This is a genomic window from Owenweeksia hongkongensis DSM 17368 (assembly GCF_000236705.1).
Taxonomy (GTDB): domain Bacteria; phylum Bacteroidota; class Bacteroidia; order Flavobacteriales; family Schleiferiaceae; genus Owenweeksia; species Owenweeksia hongkongensis.
In genome coordinates this window covers 18113-36446 of record NC_016599.1, presented here as the reverse complement: position 1 = coordinate 36446, position 18334 = coordinate 18113, and the positions used below count along the sequence as shown (strand labels likewise).

Annotated in this window: 18 protein-coding genes; 9 read left to right on the top strand and 9 right to left on the bottom strand. The window is 38.9% G+C overall.

Going from position 1 to position 18334, the window contains the following annotated elements; genetic code table 11:
• Nucleotides 1-342: 342 nt before the first annotated feature.
• Nucleotides 343-1104: a DUF2490 domain-containing protein gene (locus tag OWEHO_RS00175; protein ID WP_014200422.1), complete on the top strand. Its 762-nt coding sequence runs from the start codon at nt 343-345 to the stop codon at nt 1102-1104.
• Nucleotides 1105-1143: 39 nt separating this feature from the next.
• Here the strand turns inward: OWEHO_RS00175 and OWEHO_RS00170 are convergent, their stop codons facing one another.
• The gene (locus tag OWEHO_RS00170; RefSeq protein ID WP_014200421.1) at nt 1144-2139 is read right to left on the bottom strand and encodes a DUF6515 family protein; all 996 of its coding nucleotides are present in this window, start codon (nt 2137-2139) and stop codon (nt 1144-1146) included.
• A gap of 3 nt (nt 2140-2142) precedes the next feature.
• Nucleotides 2143-2886 (bottom strand): DUF2092 domain-containing protein, encoded by a 744-nt coding sequence (locus tag OWEHO_RS00165; protein WP_014200420.1) that lies wholly within the window; start codon nt 2884-2886, stop codon nt 2143-2145.
• A 241-nt stretch (nt 2887-3127) separates the two neighbouring features.
• Here OWEHO_RS00165 and OWEHO_RS00160 point away from each other — a divergent pair, with 241 nt between their 5' ends.
• Nucleotides 3128-5347 carry a hypothetical protein gene (locus OWEHO_RS00160; RefSeq protein WP_014200419.1) on the top strand — a complete coding sequence of 740 codons (2220 nt, stop codon included), beginning with the start codon at nt 3128-3130 and terminating at the stop codon, nt 5345-5347.
• A 20-nt stretch (nt 5348-5367) separates the two neighbouring features.
• On the top strand, nt 5368-5544 hold the full coding sequence (locus tag OWEHO_RS18430; protein ID WP_014200418.1) for a hypothetical protein: 177 nt from the start codon (nt 5368-5370) through the stop codon (nt 5542-5544).
• A 96-nt stretch (nt 5545-5640) separates the two neighbouring features.
• Here the strand turns inward: OWEHO_RS18430 and OWEHO_RS00155 are convergent, their stop codons facing one another.
• On the bottom strand, nt 5641-6705 hold the full coding sequence (locus OWEHO_RS00155; protein WP_014200417.1) for a DUF481 domain-containing protein: 1065 nt from the start codon (nt 6703-6705) through the stop codon (nt 5641-5643).
• A 205-nt stretch (nt 6706-6910) separates the two neighbouring features.
• Here OWEHO_RS00155 and OWEHO_RS00150 point away from each other — a divergent pair, with 205 nt between their 5' ends.
• The 4 genes from OWEHO_RS00150 to OWEHO_RS00135 are packed head-to-tail and all read left to right on the top strand — an operon-like array spanning nt 6911 to nt 9501.
• The gene (locus OWEHO_RS00150; RefSeq protein ID WP_014200416.1) at nt 6911-7579 is read left to right on the top strand and encodes a DUF4136 domain-containing protein; all 669 of its coding nucleotides are present in this window, start codon (nt 6911-6913) and stop codon (nt 7577-7579) included.
• A gap of 3 nt (nt 7580-7582) precedes the next feature.
• Nucleotides 7583-8200: an outer membrane beta-barrel protein gene (locus OWEHO_RS00145; RefSeq protein WP_014200415.1), complete on the top strand. Its 618-nt coding sequence runs from the start codon at nt 7583-7585 to the stop codon at nt 8198-8200.
• 47 nt (nt 8201-8247) lie between these two features.
• Nucleotides 8248-8868 (top strand): hypothetical protein, encoded by a 621-nt coding sequence (locus tag OWEHO_RS00140; RefSeq protein ID WP_014200414.1) that lies wholly within the window; start codon nt 8248-8250, stop codon nt 8866-8868.
• Between the two features lie 3 nt (nt 8869-8871).
• Entirely contained in the window at nt 8872-9501 is a 630-nt protein-coding gene (locus OWEHO_RS00135) for a hypothetical protein (protein ID WP_014200413.1), read from the top strand.
• Nucleotides 9502-9568: 67 nt separating this feature from the next.
• Here the strand turns inward: OWEHO_RS00135 and OWEHO_RS00130 are convergent, their stop codons facing one another.
• The 3 genes from OWEHO_RS00130 to OWEHO_RS00120 form a co-directional block, all read right to left on the bottom strand.
• Nucleotides 9569-10099, bottom strand: coding sequence for a DUF5655 domain-containing protein (locus OWEHO_RS00130; RefSeq protein WP_014200412.1), 531 nt, complete (start codon nt 10097-10099; stop codon nt 9569-9571).
• Nucleotides 10100-10219: 120 nt separating this feature from the next.
• Nucleotides 10220-11221 carry a T9SS type A sorting domain-containing protein gene (locus tag OWEHO_RS00125; RefSeq protein WP_014200411.1) on the bottom strand — a complete coding sequence of 334 codons (1002 nt, stop codon included), beginning with the start codon at nt 11219-11221 and terminating at the stop codon, nt 10220-10222.
• On the bottom strand, nt 11218-11739 hold the full coding sequence (locus OWEHO_RS00120) for an ankyrin repeat domain-containing protein (protein ID WP_014200410.1): 522 nt from the start codon (nt 11737-11739) through the stop codon (nt 11218-11220). Before OWEHO_RS00120 ends, OWEHO_RS00125 begins: the two co-directional genes overlap by 4 nt.
• 233 nt (nt 11740-11972) lie before the next feature.
• Between OWEHO_RS00120 and OWEHO_RS00115 the strand changes: the two genes are divergently transcribed.
• A complete protein-coding gene (locus OWEHO_RS00115; protein ID WP_169312742.1) occupies nt 11973-12263 on the top strand; it encodes a T9SS type A sorting domain-containing protein in 291 nt (96 codons plus the stop codon).
• Here OWEHO_RS00115 and OWEHO_RS00110 read toward each other — a convergent pair.
• The 3 genes from OWEHO_RS00110 to OWEHO_RS00100 all read right to left on the bottom strand — a co-directional run bounded on the left by OWEHO_RS00110 (nt 12260) and on the right by OWEHO_RS00100 (nt 16731).
• Nucleotides 12260-14239: a monovalent cation:proton antiporter family protein gene (locus tag OWEHO_RS00110; protein ID WP_014200409.1), complete on the bottom strand. Its 1980-nt coding sequence runs from the start codon at nt 14237-14239 to the stop codon at nt 12260-12262. The two genes, OWEHO_RS00115 and OWEHO_RS00110, sit on opposite strands and share 4 nt — an antisense overlap.
• A gap of 81 nt (nt 14240-14320) precedes the next feature.
• Complete coding sequence (locus OWEHO_RS00105; RefSeq protein WP_014200408.1) at nt 14321-14914, bottom strand: hypothetical protein; 594 nt, start codon at nt 14912-14914, stop codon at nt 14321-14323.
• A gap of 38 nt (nt 14915-14952) precedes the next feature.
• Entirely contained in the window at nt 14953-16731 is a 1779-nt protein-coding gene (locus OWEHO_RS00100) for a MutS-related protein (protein WP_014200407.1), read from the bottom strand.
• 120 nt (nt 16732-16851) lie between these two features.
• Between OWEHO_RS00100 and OWEHO_RS00095 the strand changes: the two genes are divergently transcribed.
• Nucleotides 16852-18177 (top strand): DUF2254 domain-containing protein, encoded by a 1326-nt coding sequence (locus tag OWEHO_RS00095; RefSeq protein ID WP_014200406.1) that lies wholly within the window; start codon nt 16852-16854, stop codon nt 18175-18177.
• Nucleotides 18178-18334: the final 157 nt, after the last annotated feature.

The following is an 18334-nucleotide window of genomic DNA, read 5'->3' as shown; positions in this document are numbered from 1 at the left end:
TGACATCTTATTTCTTCAAAGCATCTTAAAAATCATTAAATCTACCCTTAAAAGTATTAATAAAATAGACAACACTTTTTAATAAACATGAGTTAACCATACCATAACCGGTAAGCATCTAAAACCCTAATCAAAGCAAATAAGATACAGGGCTTTTGCTTTGTAAAGCCTAAGAATAAACATAGCATTATCATTGACTAGAACCATTCATCAAAAAAATTCAGCTATTACCTTAGTGACTTATCGATATAGTCTCAGTTACGTCATACTCACTTTTATAATTTCATTTAAGCCATAATTCCTTAATTTCACTCACTAACAAGAATCTCCAGCCATACATCAATGATATTCGGAAAACACTCCGTTTTATTTTCTTACTTAGCCTTGGCACTGTTTCTACTTTTAGCCAAATCCTCTGTTGCTCAAGATAAAATCTCTCTTATTACATGGGCAGATTTCAACTATACCTACAATAAATTTAATAAACTGGGAATAGGTGGGGATATGGGTATGAGAGGTATTATTTCCAAACCCAATTGGGGGTTGGTATATGTACGACCCACCCTAAAGTATCACTTTACACCTTTCATCCAGGTAAGTGGGGCTTTAGGTTTGTTTCAAACGTTTCAAAGTGACCCTTCAGATATGTTTGAAATGAGACTTGCGCAAGAAGGGAAGGCCGAGTGGCCCTCTTTCAATAATTTCTATTTCATTCATAGACTTCGGTTTGAAGAGCGCTTTCTCTTTTACAACCAGGCAGACGTTGTGGATAACTTTGACAATCAACAACAAAACTTCCGCTTTAGATATATGCTGAGTGTGCGCAGCAATTACTTTAAGATAACTAATAGAGCCGAGTATTTATATCTTATTGCTGGAGCCGAATATTTTTTCCCTCTGGGCAGCAATGTTGACGAACGTTTCTTTAACGCATCGCGACTTAGTGCTGGTTTTGGGCAAGAGTTAAAACTTGACTGGAACTATCAGGTTGATCTCATTTGGCAGCGCTCCCGAAATACTTTGGAAGGTAATTTTACCACTGACGAGTTTATAATTAGGCTAAGAGTTTACTTTGAGCAGTACAAAAAAGAAAAGGATGAATAAATCTCACCCATTTCCATTTTAAATGCTAATAAACCATGTCTACTCTTCATCCTTCACTTCCACTACTTCATATACATTTTTGCCATCTACTTGGGTAGGCTGATAATAAGTTTCACCATACTTTACATAGGTTTGATCTCCTACTTTTACTTCTTCAGCGCCCTCCGGTAAGTTATCCACAATCGTTCCTGCCGTAGGTGGCACTACTATATAGCCGTCATCATCTTTTTCATAATAAGTGCCTCCGTAGTAATAATTATTGGTGGTTTCATTCACAACAACCGTTTGCGAATTATCGGGTATAGTAGCAACAGTAGCACCCACCGGAGCTTGAACCACAGTATACCCTCCGTCAGATGAAACATAATATACACCCTGATCATAGTAATACTGCTGACTTTCAATGCTTACAATAATAGCCGTAGTAGCCATGGTTGCCACGAAAAATCCCCATGGATGCCAAACTGGCCCCCAATAGTAGGGACGATAAGGATGATAATGATATGGATGATAGCAGTAAAAACTAAAACCACCATAGCGATACGGGGGTCTTACATAAGGCCTAGGCGCAGGACGTACCACCGTATTTCTATTATTAATATTCACATGCTTACTATTATCAATATTCACATTCACATCACCACGATCTCCTCTGCTATTTGGAGTATTCCCGCCTCTATTGGGCTTGTTAGCTGCTGTGGCCCTATCATTAGAAGGTTTTGTTCTGTTTCCGCCTGCATTAAGATTTCTGGAACTTCCTGTATTTGCACTAGGCCTGCTTTGCGGAACTTGCCTGTTTGGTGATCGTTGTGCTCCTCCATTTATAGTTCGATTGGGTGTTTGAGCCGGGCGAGTTTGTCTACTTGGGCGTGATGCTGGCCTTTGTGCTGCCCTCGAAGGAGCTTGACCGCTCATACCACCACGAGCTCCACCTCCGTGTGGCATGCGTTGGGATAAACCTACATCCGGCACCGCTGTAAAAATCAATAAAAAGACAATTAAAGAATACCTGTATATATCGTTCAATTTTATCATCATTTACTTTTTTGAGGTGGTTGTACTTTTTACAGCAATGGCTATTTGTCGAGCCCCCGGAGGCGCTGCAAATTCAAAAATCGCTTCAGGCAATACCGGGTTAATCTTCCAGTCCTTAAAAGTTGCCTCATATCTCGGGTTTCCCTCCTGATTCAAATACACAATTGAAAACCGCATTGGTAGATTGAAAGCATCATCAGCAATCCAAAACTGAACTACCATATCCTTATTTGAAGCTTTGATATGAAAACACTCCTTATCATTTAGCTTTTTTTCACCGATATATTGCACTTCATCAAAATGTACCAATATATCATCTGTAAAAGTTGGATAGAAGAAATCAGCGGCAGGGAAATCAATTCCGTATGTATGATGAACAGAATCAATAGCCGAAAGTATATTACCCGGTGCATCCATCACAGCATAGTTATTTTCGGCATAGGAGTAGTACACAATTTTATCACCATTGTACCAAAACCCCTTATGATGATCATCACCTCTTGAGTGAATCAACATTTTATCAGGTCCTAGCATCTGCACTTCACTTTCGGTAAAGTGAGTTGTCATCCCATATGGATAATCATTTATATCATTGGACGCAGTTAACGAAAAACTGCATGAGTGTAAATTGCCAATTACGGATGCCATCCTGTCCATTATACTTACAGCCACAGGATCAACTTGACGCTCCTGAGCTATTGCCATGGTAGCACTTAACCAAAGTGCCATGAATAAATAATATCTCATAGAAATGAAATGTTAGATTAGTTGAAAATTTTTACTTCTAAAGTAAACTTTTTACAAAATAACATGCAGACCTGCTGCTCTAAATCCAAAAACCGAGAAGCATCGTATATCCAATATTGACGAACATTTCTAAAATGCAACGTTTAGTATGAGTGAAGTCGAAAACGTTTCAAAACATTTCTTATGCACTTCTGTTGTTTTTCAATAAATTGGCTCCCTAATTTGCTAATCCCCAAATATTATGATTAAAAGATTATTCTATTCTACTTTAGTTGTGCTAACCTCATTACAAGTTGGTCTCAGCCAAAACTATTATCTTCAGGATCAGTCTCCCAGCGTAACTGATATGAGCAATATCTCTAACTGGAACACTCAGCAAGATGGAAGCGGATCGGCTGCTCCAAATTTTAACGGTGGGACATGGGATTTAAATGGAGTTCCTATTGCAAATGTTATTAGCGCCTCCCTTATTATAAATGGAAATGTGCTTAACTCAGGAACTTCATGTACTATTGATGTAAATAGTAAAATATTAGATTTTAACGGCAATGTTGCGTCTGCTAACATAACTATTGAAGATCTAATTGGTGGCGGATCAGTTCTATATACAGGAAATCTTGCCACTGATGTAATTCCAGGAACATACAATAAAATTCAACTTTCAGGTTCTGGGACAAAAACAGCCGCTGGAGACATTATTGCTAAAGAACTACAGCTAGCCGGCACTGTGGACTTTACATTGGATTTGAATACTCACGTATTATCGGATAGTGGTTCGGCCTTTGTTGTGAATAAATCAGGAACTGGGAATTACACCATTACTACAGAGTGTGATTCTTCCGCCCCAATCCCCGTTGCCTATTGGCCCTCAGGAACCAAGGTTGTTTTCAATGATGCGGCTTCGTTTATACCACAGCATATTCCTAGTGGTAGTTATGATATACTTTACTTATCAGAAAATATAAAGGAAATTGCTGCTGGAGACACAGTTGCAATTCGAACTGAATTTCAAAATCACACAGATTTAATTTTACAAGCCGATACAAATAGCTATGCCCAGCTAAAAACTTTGGTAGAAATGGATACCATCAATGGCTCTACTGTTCAGAAACAGTATTACTTGGACGTGACCACGGAAAAGTATTTCCACAGAGGTACAGCACTTGACGGTGCCGATTTGCAGGATCTCAATAATGGTCAAATCATGAATTTTGCAAATAACGGTAATGGTTCAGTATGGAAATGGGATGCCTCAACCTCTAACTGGGCTGAGCCCGCTAGTACTAATAATGATGCAACCGAAGGATACACTGTATACGCAGGCACCAATGCTTTTGGAACATTCCTTCTTCCTGGATCAAGCGGTACCGTGGATGTAGAAAGTAACTCAGTACATTTTAATGACGTAAACGCTACCTTATTCTATCATGATGGAACAGGTAGTTCGGCAACTTTTAAAGATGCAGTAATTGACGGATGGAACTTTGTTGCCAATCCTTTTTTATCAAATTATGATTTTGAAGGACATGGACTTTCTGGCTCTACATCAGGAAATATGGCCAATTATTATTATGTATTAAATGGAAGTAATTACAGTTTTTACCAAAAGGGAGGCCTTACAAATGGCACCGGAGGAACAGCTCCTAATGGAGCGTCTGCACCAAGATATATAGCACCTGGCCAAGGTGTATGGTTTAGAACAGATGCTACCTGGTCTGGCACTACCACATTTGAAGCTGCAAATCAAAAAATGAGCGGGGCTTCTCAAATGTTTAAGACTACCGCTACTCCTGATCTTTTGAAAATTGAAGTAAAGGAAGTGAATGGATCAAACTCTGATCAAGTATTAATCAGACTTGACCAAAATGCTTCAGATGCAGAAGATTTTAGTATGGATGTTCCGAAGAAAAGTAACATAGGGGATGTGCCTAATACATATGTAAAGCTGGGAAATGGAACATGGGCTCTTTGTGCTGCTAACCCATCACGTAAATCTTTCCCGCTGCACTTTAGCGATATTGATCACGGCCAACAAATGGAATATAGCATTACTGAAAACAGCTTAACCTCTTACGGAAGAGTTTTTATTGAAGACAAAAAGAACAGCAGCTTTACTGAGATTACCAGTGCCAACTATGCGTTTGTTAATGACACTGCCTATAGCGAAGATCGTTTTGTAATTCACTTTGAAAAAAGCGTAGGTCTACCAGAAGGAATGATTCCAGGTGCTGCCAATTATGACGCATATTATGGCAATGGAAACATCAGTTTTATCTTTCAGGAAGAAAGCTTTGAACCAACTACGGGTGGACTTTATAGCCTTCAAGGAAAACTTATCAGAAAGTTTGAGGTAAATGAACCGAATACTAAAATTAGTGTTCCTAATATACCCACTGGTATTTATCTAATTTCATTGGATAATGACCTTGCTGGAGCAAGAAAACTATACATCAATAAGTAATCGCATAAATAGACAACATTATGAATACCAAAACACTTTTTACAGTTTGCCTTTCAGTTGTAGCTATGGGCGTACTTATGGCTCAGCCTGGTAACCCTTCAGCTCCTGCCCCTTTTGGCTTTGTGGAGTTACTCATTGGAGCTGGTGCTGCTTATGGCGGCTACAAAGCCTATAAAAATAAGAAAGCTCAGGAATAGTCCTCTATTCTGAATTTAAAATACAATCATAAAACAGCCCGATAAGTAGTTACTTATCGGGCTGTTTTATGAAATTTTGAAACTATTGCTTTTACATTACAAAGACCACCCGATAGACGTTTGTAACACATAATCGCTCTCCGAAGCTCCCTCAATGGGTTGATTATCATAGTTAATTGTAAAACCTAACCTCACATAAAAATCTAAAGGGAGGTCATATTTTACATCAAATTTAAAATCCGAACGAAAACGCCCACTTTCAGTAAGACTGGGATAACCTACTAAACTGGATGCCAGACTCAGGTCACCTGTATTAAACAAGTCAGCGGTCACACCGACAAATGCTTCAGCAGAATTTCTATCCGGCTCCGTGTTTTCCGTATACTGTTCATTGTTCCATGCTCCACCCGCGGCAAGTGCCAGATACATCCTATTATTTCTTACCAAAAATTTACCCAGTCCCATCCTTGTGGTTGCGCGCAATGCTAGTAGTTGTTCGTCATTTTGAAGAAAGTTAGCCGATGCCAGTAAAAAGTAATTATGTTTAAGATAGTATTCAAAATTAATCACCCCATTAGTTCTTCGAATAGGTTCAACTGAATCCTGCATGCTACGAACCATATCAAACGAAACATTACCTGACCATCTATTCCCCAAATATCCAAGAACACTTCGTGTAGATAGTTGCTGAAGGTTATTGGCTTTGGTATATGTATATCCAAAATCTATAGAGGCATCCAGCCTACTTAAAAATGTACTTTCAAAAGGCTGCATATCAACAATTTCACTGAGCTTTATATTCTTTTCTCCACTCTCTATGGTTTTTAGATTTACAGAATTATCACCTGTATCAAAACTCGAAATGGAGGCATGAAGTACCTGACCGTTAGATAATGTTAGCATAAAAACACGTTTACTTTTTACCTCCTTTACCTCCAGCCATTTAATCTTAAAATCACTATCACTATAGTCAGTTTCGAAGGTTACCACATTTTTACTCACGCTCTTTATCTCACCTACCAAGACTGCATCATTTTTCAATCTCAATGTATCTGTATTATCAGCTAAAGCCGGGAGTGTTACTATTAAAAATCCACAGGTCAATATAGCTTTATACAAAACTTTTGTAATGCTAGTGTTAGTTGTATTCTTGGGTTTCATTTCTTATTGATTTGGTAATATTTGGTTTATCTAAAAATCCTACTAATTCCTCTTCCTAAGGTGGTAATGATTAATATCAATTTCGAAAATAAAAAAACCAATGTCTCTTAGGCTATTATTTACATAGATTTAAATAACAGCGAGGAATATTGTACATATTTTCGCTGATCTTATTACATTGGATAAAATTTATAATACCAACCAAATGAACTGGAAAAAACCACCTTTTTTTCTTGCCTTTGCAATTGTCTCCGTTTTTACGAGTTGCAATCCACAAGGCGCAGAGTATGTTGATGAACTTGATCTTGTGATCAGTGTTCGCCCTAATGACGCAAACTTTACCAATTACACTAAATACTCCATTGCAGATACAGTAATGTATCTTACCAACACTCCAAACTCAGATATCACGGATCAAGAATCTGACTTCATTATTAATGAAGTGGATATGCACATGAAAGAATTTGGATGGACCGAAGTCGATACCACAGTAGAAGCTCCGGATGTATTAATTCTTGTTTCGGTACTCGAAGATGTTAGCGTAAGCTACTTCACCAACTGGTGGGACTACTGGTATGGCTGGGGAGGCTGGGGCTACTACCCAGGTTATCCCGGTGGTTATTACCCTTACTATCCTGGCTACGGTCCTTCTTATACTACTATTTACACTTATCGTGAAGGTACCCTTCTTATTGAAATGGTAGATCCCAACAATCCTATTCCTAGCCCAAGTGGTGCAGATGCATCATTGCCTATACTTTGGGCAGGTGGTATAAATGGTTTGCTTGAAGGCTCAAAAAGCAGCATAAACAACCGCGTATCCACTGCTTTAGATCAAATGTTTAAAGACTCTCCTTACCTAGATAAAAAATAAGCAATGAAAACTTTTAAAATATCTATACTGGTAGCCATTATATCATTTTGCCTACCAACCGCTTCTAGCGCTCAAGCCGATTACTATTTTTCTTTAACATACAGCCCAAGTCTTCCTGTAGGTGATGTAGCCAATTTTACTGGCGATTTTAGCTGGCGTGGAGTTGGCATTGATGCCCGCTTTCTTTTAAACGATAATGTAAGCGTTGGTTTCAATACTGGGTGGAACGTGTTGAGAGAAGAAAGTGATGGCGTGGTAAGCGAAGTAATTGTTGGCGAAAACAACACCGCTACTATTTCTGGCAAACGTTTTCGTTTCACCAATTCTATTCCTGTTCTTATTACTACTCATTATCACTGGGGGGATAGTGATGATATAAGACCATATATTGGTGCCGGAGCTGGTCTATATTACATAAACCAACGCGTGGAAATGGGCCTATACGCTGCTGAAGAAGAAAGTACCCGTTTTGGAATTTCTCCCAGCGCAGGGGTTATGTTTCCCGCTTTCTACAACTCATCTCTTAATGTGGGTATCCAATATCATCAGGCATTTGCTGCTAATGATTATAACTCGGTTGGCTATTTAGCCTTTAACATAGGACTTACGTGGGGACCATAGTTACAAAACCTCCATTTATGGTAAAACAATCTTTTATTTTATAAAAAATGAAATCAATATTATCCAAAGTACTTTTTGCGATAAGCATAATTACTACTCTGGCAAGCTGTGGCGGCTCCACTTATATGGTGGACTCCTGGAAAGCTCCGGGTGAGACCATTGAGAAACAAGATCTTCAAAAAGTAATGGTTTCTGTACTTACCAAAAATGAAACTTCACGAAGAATTGCTGAAGATCAAATTGCTGGTTACAGTCCGGTTTTCACACCATCGTATAAGATATTGCCCACTCAAAAAATAGCACTTGACACTACCGTGAGTAAGCAAATCCTGCAAAAAGAAAGCTTTGACGCGGTGCTAGTATTTGCATTAAAAGACAAGAACACAACACAAACCTATGTACCGGGTACTAGCTATAACTACTGGGGTTACCATGGGTATTACTATGGCTCATATTATGATCCAGGATACATTCAGCAGGATGTAAATTATAGTGTAGAAACCAACCTTTATTCATTGAAAGAAAATAAGCTCTTGTGGTCAGGAATGACAACTACGGTAAACCCCGTTTCACTAGAGCAAACTATTTCTGAAATTGTAAAAGAGGTATACCAACGTATGCAAAAGGATGGTTTATTTCCAGACACAACTGACCAACAAAACCCATAAATCATGAAAAAAGCAAAAAATATAATACTCGCTACCTTCCTACTTTTTGGTGTGGCAATGAATGCTCAGAAAATTGAGCTAACACCGTTTGCCGGCTATACTTTTCAAAATAAGTTTAATATTTCGGGAGGGAAAGCAATACTTCGCGATGGTGCTACTTACGGTATTACTGCAGCATTTCCGGTAGGTCAAAATAACGCAGTAGAACTGATGTATTCTAGACAAGAAACCAGATTGGAGGCAAGTTCATACTTGTTTCAGGACCAGGAAGATTTTATACGTGATGTATCGGTTAACTACCTTATGATAGGGGGAAATAAGATATTACCCAGCGTAACAGATGACCTTCAATTTACCGGAGGGATGAAGATAGGGATGGCTATTTTTGACTCCCCTTCAAATGATTTTAATACCATAACCAAACTTGCAGCAGGCTTAAATCTTGGTTTCAAATACTTCTTTAGCGATGCAATCGGTCTTCGTGGGGGTATGAACCTCAACTTCCCAATTACCGATATTGGTGCAGGAATTGGCTGGAGCTCAAATGGAGGTGCGTCTGTAGGTGTAAGCGGATGGTCTCCTATTGTACAGTTTGCCTTTACAGGTGGAATTGCTGTAAGATTGGGTAACTAATATTCCAAATCATACTTTATGCTAAAACGACCTTTTCCATTTTGGTAAAGGTCGTTTTGCTTTTAGCCTATCCCGCCATTTCATAGGCCTCCTTTATCCAATCAAGCACCTCAGCATCCACCTCATCTACTGAAGTAAGCTGTACGCGATGAGTACACATAGTTCCAAAAGGCCCGGAACTACCCAAGCGCCCCTCCTCCTCTTTTCCTTTTAGCTTTAAGCCTAAGTCAATTCTAGTTTTTGTAGCTGGTTTTATCAAAGCAAATTGCCTTTTTCTGATCATACTCAAGCTATCCTTTTTAGGAGTTTTGGTTATGTCATTACCAAATGATGAAATCCCTTCTATCAACTTTTCATAGATAGGTTTTAAACTTTCTTTACCCTTATATTGATTTTCCAACAAAGTACTATCATCCATAGAGCCTGTATCAGATTTCAGAGTTTTCAATGCTACAAAATTGGCATAGCCATGAGTAAATCCATGCTCCTTTTTCAAGTAATCGATAATAGCTTTATGCTTATCAAGCTCCGTCTTCTTCACTACTTCTATCCAATCCTTTAGCGACTTTCCTGTTTTTTCTAATAATCCCTCTTCCATATTTCTCCTACTTTAGGTATATTCCTGTTTTGATGTTTTTCTATTCAATTTATGATTGTAAAACAAAAAAGGCCACAACAGTGAGTCGTGACCTTTGGAGTTAGCTTTTAAAACCTTTGGTTATTGAACCAATATTTTCTTTGAGATTGACTCACCAGTATTACTCTGAATCTCTAAAATGTAGATTCCAGTGCTTTCGTTCAAATCAAATTCAATGCTTTTGGAGGCATCAAAACTTTTTGACCTAAGCATACGGCCACTGAGATCTTTCAAAAACATATTACCACCTTCCATTACAACTGGAAACTCTACTGTAATCTTATCTGTGGCCGGGTTTGGATAAATCACTGTCATTTCGGCTAATGAGTTTTCATCCAGGCCCACTGTAGAAACAATAATACAAGCCGAGGTATCTACACAAGAACCCGAAGTAACTTCCACTGCATAGCTTCCATTGCTGGTAGCGGTAAAGGACTGACTAGTTTCACCAGAGATTGGCGCAAATGAGTTTCCACAATCCAACCAACGGTAAGTGGCTCCAGTCTGATTTGAAGACAATTCGTTTCCCGTTCTGCTGGTTGTAACATCCACAGCATTCAAGCAATTTGGATTAAACGTTACCAAGGAAGCACCACGGTTTGAATGTGAACCAAAATTTGGCCCTGAGCCATATGCCCATATTACACTCACTGCATTTCCGTTACCGGGAAAAGTAAAGTGATTGGCTGTAGTACCTGTAAGAGGTCTTTTGATGAGGGTAGTTCTGGTTCCTGAGGCAACATTAGTATTACTAAAACTAACTGAAGACATCAGTTGCGTGCCACCATTATGATTTCCTAACTTTCGTTCGGTTACATTTCCATTTCCATCCACTACTATACAATACGTGCCATTCATAGAGTTGCCTCCAAAGCCCACAGCATGCCACGCAGTAGCAGGCCCGGTGATTATAATGTTTACAGAATCACCTACCGAATAGGTACTTATGTCAACTGACAAATTATTGCTAGCTCTAAGCACCTTACTCCCCACAAAAGATTGTGCAGAAAGTGCGCTACTAAAAATAGCTAAGGCTCCAAAGAGCATTGTTTTCTTAAAGTTTACGAGTATTTGTTTATTCATTCTTTTTGCGATTTAAAGGTGTTTAATAATATTTCGTTATTTAATGATTCAGCATAATTAATGGCTGAACTTCCGGTGGCATCTGAATAATTAGGGTTGGCTCCATTTACATATAAATACTTGGCCAGCTCAGTATGACCAAAAAGCGTAGCGTAAATCAAAGGCGTAGTTTTGTTTTGGTCGGGCTCATCAATATCAGCTCCGTTTTTCACCAGTAGTTTTACAATATCCAAATGCCCTTTAAAAGCTGCGCCATGTATAGCTGAACCTTGCGAAAAAGTATAGTTTACATCCGCTCCACTTTGGATGAGTTTATCAGCCATCTCAACTTGATTGTTGTAAGCAGCTAAAATCAAAGGTGTATGCCCGCTTGCATTTTTACTATGTACCGTATCTGGATTTAATTTTATCATTTTACCCAGTGATGCCAAATCATTCGTGCGAGCCACATCAAAAATATTTTGGCCGTGAGCCATTGCTTGTAAAAGCAAGGCCACCGCAATAAAGCATCCCCTCATTATTTTGTTTGATTTTTGAAGATAGAAACAGATTTAGTTTTAGCTGTGAAAATTATGTTGAGTTAATAAAACCTTAAGTGGCCTTGAAAAGAGATACGTGCCCAAGTGCTTTATGGTTGGGCCAATGTGTAAATTCTTTAACTAATTTCCCCCTTATTTCTTTTTAGGAAGGTAATGATGGCAACCGCTTGCTTGATGATTGTAGTTATGAAATGGAAGGCAACACTAGAATAATGATTCAAGTTTCAAATTGCCCAGTAGCAGGCTTTGATGATTTTGATAATAAAAATCACTTTTCGGTTTACCCAAATCCAGCTCGAAGCAGTATTACCATAGATGGAACAACTAAAGTTTCAGCTATCACCATTTATAACCTTACTGGCCAAAAGGTGTTTGAAACCAATTTTAAACATTCAGCATCTGAAATACAGCTGACATTGAAAGACAAGTGGAATGGATTGTATTATTTAGAAATACAAGATTCAGATGGCCGTGTGTTTACCAAGAAGTTGATAGTGGATTAACCTTTTACAGCCTGCCCAAACTTCCCTATCGACTCTGGGCTTCCAAACACATACACTAGATCACCTTTTTCTAAATGGGCACTTGGATCTACCACTTTTTGTACCTCATCATTACGGTAAATGGCCATTACACTAATGCCATACTTGTTTCGCAGTTTGGCTTCACTTAAAGGCACTCCAACAATTTCTTCATTTGAGGTTTCCACTCGAATAGATATCACTTTCAAATCTTGCCAATCAGGCAAACCGAGATTTGCGTTTCCATTAAAAAATGGACGTAACATTTCATAGTTTTCCTTTCGAACACCTTGCACATAGTTGGTAATATCTGCTTCCGGAACTAAGTACTGATGAAGTACACGAGTAAATATTTCTACTGACGTTTCAAATTCTTCGGAGATCACCTCGCTGGCACCGAGCTTCAAATATTCATTGGTTTCGCCAAAAAAGCGAGTACGTGCTATAACGTGGACGGTATTGCAAATGCTTCGAATTGATGACACCACTTTGCGAGTGGCCGGAGGATCTGATATGGCCACTACCGCCACACGCGCCTTGTACACATGCAAATGCTCTAGCATGTAAGGGTTAGATGCATCTCCAAAAAATATAGGTTCGCCCTTTGATTTTCCCAGTTCCACATTATCGGTGTTGATGTCAATAATGGCATACGGTATTTCGGCATTTCTGGCTATTTCGGCAAGGTGTCTACCATTGAGGCCATAGCCAATTATAATAAGATGATCCTTAAGTTCTTCGCTCACCTCTTCCATTCCTGCATTGGCACCATTCATTTTTACATGCTTAAAACGACTTTTATTTACAAGCGCAGTGGATAGCTTATCGGAAGCCTGCATTACAAAAGGTGTAAGTGCCATCGTTAAAACAGAAACCGCAAGAAAATATTGATATGGTTCATCTGTAAGTAAATCATAACTAACACCCACAGCGGCAAGAATAAACGCAAACTCACCAACCTGAAACAGTGTAAAACCACTTAACAAACTAGTACGCGCAGGAAACCCCAGAATAGCGCTAGAGAAGACGATAATTGTAAACTTGAGCACAAATACTGCAAGGGTAATCAGAAGAACAAAACCTATATGCTCTACAAAAAAACTAATGTCCAAAAGCATACCGATAGACACGAAAAAGAAACTGGCAAAAATCTCCCGAAAGGGAATAATAAGGCCTGTCGCCTGATGACTATACTCTGATTCAGATATGGTAAGCCCCGCCATAAAAGCTCCCAGAGCCAACGAAAGTCCTATGCTACTTGTAATCCAGGCTACCGCAAAACATATTACTACAATGGAGATGATAAAAAGCTCTCTACTACGTGTTTTTACAATTGCTTGCAAAAGTTTGGGAACTAGATATCGGGCAGAAATTAGTACCGCTACAATTACGGCTGCAGCTTTGGCAATAAGCAATCCTAATTCTACCCAAATATTCCCGCCTTCTCCAGCCAACATTGGCGTAAGCAGCATCATAGGCACTACTATTATATCCTGAAAGATGAGAATTCCTAAAGCTATTTTACCGTGAGGACTGTTCATCATACCGGAAGATTGCAGCAAGCTGAGCACAATAGCAGTACTACTCAAAGACACCAAGAAACCTATAAATAGAGATTCATTGAGACCAAAACCCAGAGCCATAGTAGCCGCAACCACCGCTCCAATGGTAAGCAGCACCTGGCTAGCCCCTCCAATAAAAACCACTTTTTTGATTTTGGCTAAACTAGCCAGCGAAAATTCCAGACCAATGATAAAGAGCAAAAGAATTACTCCTATTTCAGAAAGAATTTCAATATCGTGGGAAGCCTGAATAAGGCCAAAGCCATAAGGACCAAAGGCGATACCAGTGGCCAAAAAGCCAAGTATAGTTGGTAATTTTAGTTTTTGAAACAGAAATATAACCACCACTGATAGGCCTAGTAAAATGACAATATCCTGGAGAAGTGGTATTTCCATGCTGTGTGTGAGTTTAGGTATTTACGAAAGTGGAAAAGTAGTAAAACTCTCACCCATTAAATTGTTCTAGCAATACAAGTTTTAAGTTTTCATGTGGTAAGTGAAACCAAACTGAAACCTTGTAATCTTTTCGCTATCATCATTCATATCAAAGTTTAACTTACCGAGACTAAAGCCTGTATAAACCCCAAAAAAAGAGTTGTTCTTTCCTTTAAAATTTACGCCAATATTACCACCACCCATAAACTCGTTGGCCTTACTTTCTTCAAGGTTCTTACTCACGCCCGTTTGAAAAGCTTTTCCTCCAGTTCCGATAAGTTCACCATAGAAATGGCTTTTAGCCGGGTTCGTGCTGGCTCGAAGTAAAAACCCTCCCCTCACACCTTGTGGGCTGTATAGAACCTTATTTCCCAAATAATCCTTTCTACTGGCAGGTTTGGGTGTACTGTAAAGACTCAACAGCACACCAAATGAAAAATATCTACTCACGGGGGCTGCAATATTAAACTGTAAGGATGGTGCCAATACATTGAAATAGCTATAACTCACCAAGCCCAAATTCACTTCAAATAAACTTGAAGGCTCATCTATTGATTTTACTTGTGGCTTTTGTTGCTGCCCGAATGAAGCAGAGGTAACAAATAGGAGGAGGAATGTTAGCTTTAGTTTGTTCATAAATGCAAGAAACAAAAAGATACCGTACTTAGTAGACTTTAAATTATCCCTTGTGCCCTCATTAAATCCGTAGCATTAGGTGTTTTACACACTCCATTGCGAAGGATGTAATCAAAGGTAAGCTCTCCACTTTTTACTTTAGATTCAAAATACTTAGCGTTAAAAACTGTAGCGTTTTGTGCCGCCAATTCTGCAATATCAATATCATGTGTAGCTATTACGCCCAAAGCATTATAGTTGCCAATTTTCTCCATAAAAAGGCGTGTTCCATTTCGCTTATCATCGCTATTGGTTCCCCGTAGTATTTCATCCAAGAGTACCAGGCAAGGCTCCGCTGTTTCCAGCACATCTTTTATTCGCTTTAGGCGAATTACCTCAGCTTGAAAATAAGATTCATCCTTATCTAATGAATCTACCAACTTCATGGAGGTTAAAAGGCGGAAGGGGTAAGCCGAAAACTCCTTAGCACAAACTGGCATTCCCAGTTTCATTAAAACCATATTTACACCAATAGTGCGCAAAAAAGTACTCTTGCCAGACATATTACTTCCGGTGAGAATCACATACTTGATTCCGTCAAAATTCAAATCATTACTCACACGCTTATGAGAACTTAAGAGCGGGTGGCCCATCTCCAATGCCTCTAAGCCTTTTTCGTGCTTTAGCTTTGGATAAACGTACTCCTGATGGTTAAAGGTAAAATTGGCCTTGCTATTCAGTTGATCAAATTCGGCCACCACATCCAGCCATTCATATATAGCCGAACCGTGATTCTTCTTCCAATGATAAAGTCCACGCAATACGTGCAGATGATAGTGATAAAGCCCATTGGTAAAAAGCAAGGCCACCACATTGTTGAGCTGATCAAAACCATCCAAAAGCTTGGACAGTTTTTTTAAGGCAGTGCTACTGGACACCTCATTTGTTTCAAGCCTTTTTTTAAGTTTTACAAGTACAGTACTCTCAAATTCTCTTTCTTCAATATGCTTTAACAGTCTACTATACAAAGTGAGCGATTGCGAAATTTTATTCAGCTGCTCGTACTCCTTTTTAATGTTTTTAAACTGTAAAAATACCACCGCCAAATTTGCCATAAAGGCATACGAAAGCCAGGTGAAAGATTGCAGCGAAGTATTAACCAACCAATAAACCAGCAGCCCAAAGGTGATTCCCGCTAAGGGATACAATAGAAAAGATGAAGTGAAAATAGATTTTGAGCTTTCGGTTTTCAACCATCTGTCTAAAGCACTTTTCAGTGCTGGATTTTCTTCCACATCCATTCCTGCCACAGCAAACCCTTGACGCCAATCCACCTCTTTCGCCAGCTCTTTTACTCCATCTTGCTTGGCCTCTATTTCCAATTGTGAATCTGAAAGAAACTCGTCTGCCAGTTTCATTTTCCCGCTAAGGGTAACGGTACGATTTACGTGTTGAAAAAGTGAATGGTGCCCAAATAAATCCAAGTCATTGGCAAAAAGGTGCTCGCCATTAATTAGTTCTTTAGCACCATCAAAAGGATTAAGGTTTCCACCCAAATAAGCTGCCTCATCATTATTCAGTCGGATATAATTTTTTAAATCGGTAATGTGTTTTCTAAGCTTAAGGTGACGAAACAAGGCAACAACAAAGGCCACCAGCAAAAACAGTGCTCCATAGAGAAACAATGAATTGGACTGCGCCAAATATCCATATCCAGAAGCTGCAGCCAAAAGGATAAGAGTAAAACGTAGCGCAGAAAACCAGCGATCCACTTTTTTCTGTTGCTTTAAAATAGCTTTGTAGCCCGTCTCTTTCTTTTTATAAAAATCCTGTGTCATTTGCCGCTTAAAATTGAGCCGCCAAAGGTGAGAAACAATTCGCTAAGTATACTTTTGAACCGTGTAGAATGAACCAAATTGCTGTACATTGTTAATTAGAACAAACAGCCCATTCGACACATGAAAAAATACTTAGGCTTCTTTCGCGAGCTTTATTTCAAAATCATCAATAGCATTGCTTTTTACCCATCCCTTATAGCCTCGGTTTTTTTGGCTTTTGCTATTGCTATGATGTGGGCTGAATATACCAAGCCCCTAATGGACCTGAAGGACAAAATTGACTTTCTATTGGTGGCTGATAAGGAAACAGCTAAATCTGTACTCACCACTCTGGTGGCTAGTCTTATATCGCTCACAGTTTTTAGTTTTTCTATGGTAATGGTGGTGCTCAATACGGCTTCTGCCAACCTTTCGCCACGAGTATTGCCAGGGCTCGTTAGCAAAAAGGCGCATCAAGTTGTTCTTGGCTTCTATTTAGGAAGCATTATTTATTGCCTCGTTCTTATCATCAACGTTCAGAAAAACGAAGAAACCTACCGCACGCCTACCCTTGGCGTGTTACTCGCCATGATTTTTGGGATAATGTGCCTCGCACTGTTTGTCTATTTTATAGAATCAATATCGCGTACTATACAAACCGACAATGTCCTCAATCAGATTTTTAAACAAACCTTAAGACATCTGGAAAAATGGAAACTCAACAACCAAAACGACAACACTTCCCTTCCTGACAGAAAAGATTGGACGTACATATACTCTACCAAAAACGGCTATTATAAAAGTATGGCCGAAAACAGGCTCAGTAAACTTTTGCAAAAGCATGACTTGCAACTCTATGTCCGAGTAACAAAGGGAACCTTTACGGTAAAAGGCTTTCCACTACTTTCCGTAAGTAGAGATATTTCCAATGATGAAGAGTTGATTGAAGAAATATTGAGCCATTTTACTTTTTATGTAGAAGAATACACAACTGACCACTACAGCTACGGCTTCCGCCAAATATCTCAAGTGGCCATTAAAGCTCTCAGCCCAGGGATAAATGATCCAGGTACAGCAATTCGCGCCATTGATATGCTGAGCATTCTTTTTATTGAGAAAACCAATATTCCCGACTTTGGATTTTACAATAATGAAGAAGAAAACATCACCAACATTTTTTATAAAGAATACAGTTTTGAAGACCTCCTGTATGAAATGTTGGCTCCTATTAGAACTTATGGCCACTCCGATGCATTGGTAATGCTAAATTTAATTGAAGCTTGCAAAAACATGATGTATGCAGACAAGTTAAATGAAAACTGTAAACATGTAATTGGAGCGTTTGTAAAGGCTATTATACAAGATGCTGAAGAGTATATCTCTAACGCTTCTGATAAAGAACAGATTAATCAATCGCTACAAAATTTAGTGGAAGACACCGGATTAGAGGTTCCTTCTTCTATTTAGCCCTTACAAGCTTGTTTATGATTTAGGATAAAATTAAACTACCTGTAAATCAAGGCTTCAAAAAATAATTTAAAATTAGTGTTCAAAGGTGTTGCAGGATTGTATTGAATCTTTAAATTTGCACCCCTCTTACAACAAGAGACGATCTTTATTAAGA

What these genes read in the sequence shown, in the direction of transcription:
- OWEHO_RS00175 (WP_014200422.1), top strand. Translation starts at nt 343, where the DNA reads ATGATATTCGGAAAACACTCCGTTTTATTTTCTTACTTAGCCTTGGCA.
- OWEHO_RS00170 (WP_014200421.1), bottom strand. Translation starts at nt 2,139, where the DNA reads ATGATAAAATTGAACGATATATACAGGTATTCTTTAATTGTCTTTTTA.
- OWEHO_RS00165 (WP_014200420.1), bottom strand. Translation starts at nt 2,886, where the DNA reads ATGAGATATTATTTATTCATGGCACTTTGGTTAAGTGCTACCATGGCA.
- OWEHO_RS00160 (WP_014200419.1), top strand. Translation starts at nt 3,128, where the DNA reads ATGATTAAAAGATTATTCTATTCTACTTTAGTTGTGCTAACCTCATTA.
- OWEHO_RS18430 (WP_014200418.1), top strand. Translation starts at nt 5,368, where the DNA reads ATGAATACCAAAACACTTTTTACAGTTTGCCTTTCAGTTGTAGCTATG.
- OWEHO_RS00155 (WP_014200417.1), bottom strand. Translation starts at nt 6,705, where the DNA reads ATGAAACCCAAGAATACAACTAACACTAGCATTACAAAAGTTTTGTAT.
- OWEHO_RS00150 (WP_014200416.1), top strand. Translation starts at nt 6,911, where the DNA reads ATGAACTGGAAAAAACCACCTTTTTTTCTTGCCTTTGCAATTGTCTCC.
- OWEHO_RS00145 (WP_014200415.1), top strand. Translation starts at nt 7,583, where the DNA reads ATGAAAACTTTTAAAATATCTATACTGGTAGCCATTATATCATTTTGC.
- OWEHO_RS00140 (WP_014200414.1), top strand. Translation starts at nt 8,248, where the DNA reads ATGAAATCAATATTATCCAAAGTACTTTTTGCGATAAGCATAATTACT.
- OWEHO_RS00135 (WP_014200413.1), top strand. Translation starts at nt 8,872, where the DNA reads ATGAAAAAAGCAAAAAATATAATACTCGCTACCTTCCTACTTTTTGGT.
- OWEHO_RS00130 (WP_014200412.1), bottom strand. Translation starts at nt 10,099, where the DNA reads ATGGAAGAGGGATTATTAGAAAAAACAGGAAAGTCGCTAAAGGATTGG.
- OWEHO_RS00125 (WP_014200411.1), bottom strand. Translation starts at nt 11,221, where the DNA reads ATGAATAAACAAATACTCGTAAACTTTAAGAAAACAATGCTCTTTGGA.
- OWEHO_RS00120 (WP_014200410.1), bottom strand. Translation starts at nt 11,739, where the DNA reads ATGAGGGGATGCTTTATTGCGGTGGCCTTGCTTTTACAAGCAATGGCT.
- OWEHO_RS00115 (WP_169312742.1), top strand. Translation starts at nt 11,973, where the DNA reads ATGATTCAAGTTTCAAATTGCCCAGTAGCAGGCTTTGATGATTTTGAT.
- OWEHO_RS00110 (WP_014200409.1), bottom strand. Translation starts at nt 14,239, where the DNA reads ATGGAAATACCACTTCTCCAGGATATTGTCATTTTACTAGGCCTATCA.
- OWEHO_RS00105 (WP_014200408.1), bottom strand. Translation starts at nt 14,914, where the DNA reads ATGAACAAACTAAAGCTAACATTCCTCCTCCTATTTGTTACCTCTGCT.
- OWEHO_RS00100 (WP_014200407.1), bottom strand. Translation starts at nt 16,731, where the DNA reads ATGACACAGGATTTTTATAAAAAGAAAGAGACGGGCTACAAAGCTATT.
- OWEHO_RS00095 (WP_014200406.1), top strand. Translation starts at nt 16,852, where the DNA reads ATGAAAAAATACTTAGGCTTCTTTCGCGAGCTTTATTTCAAAATCATC.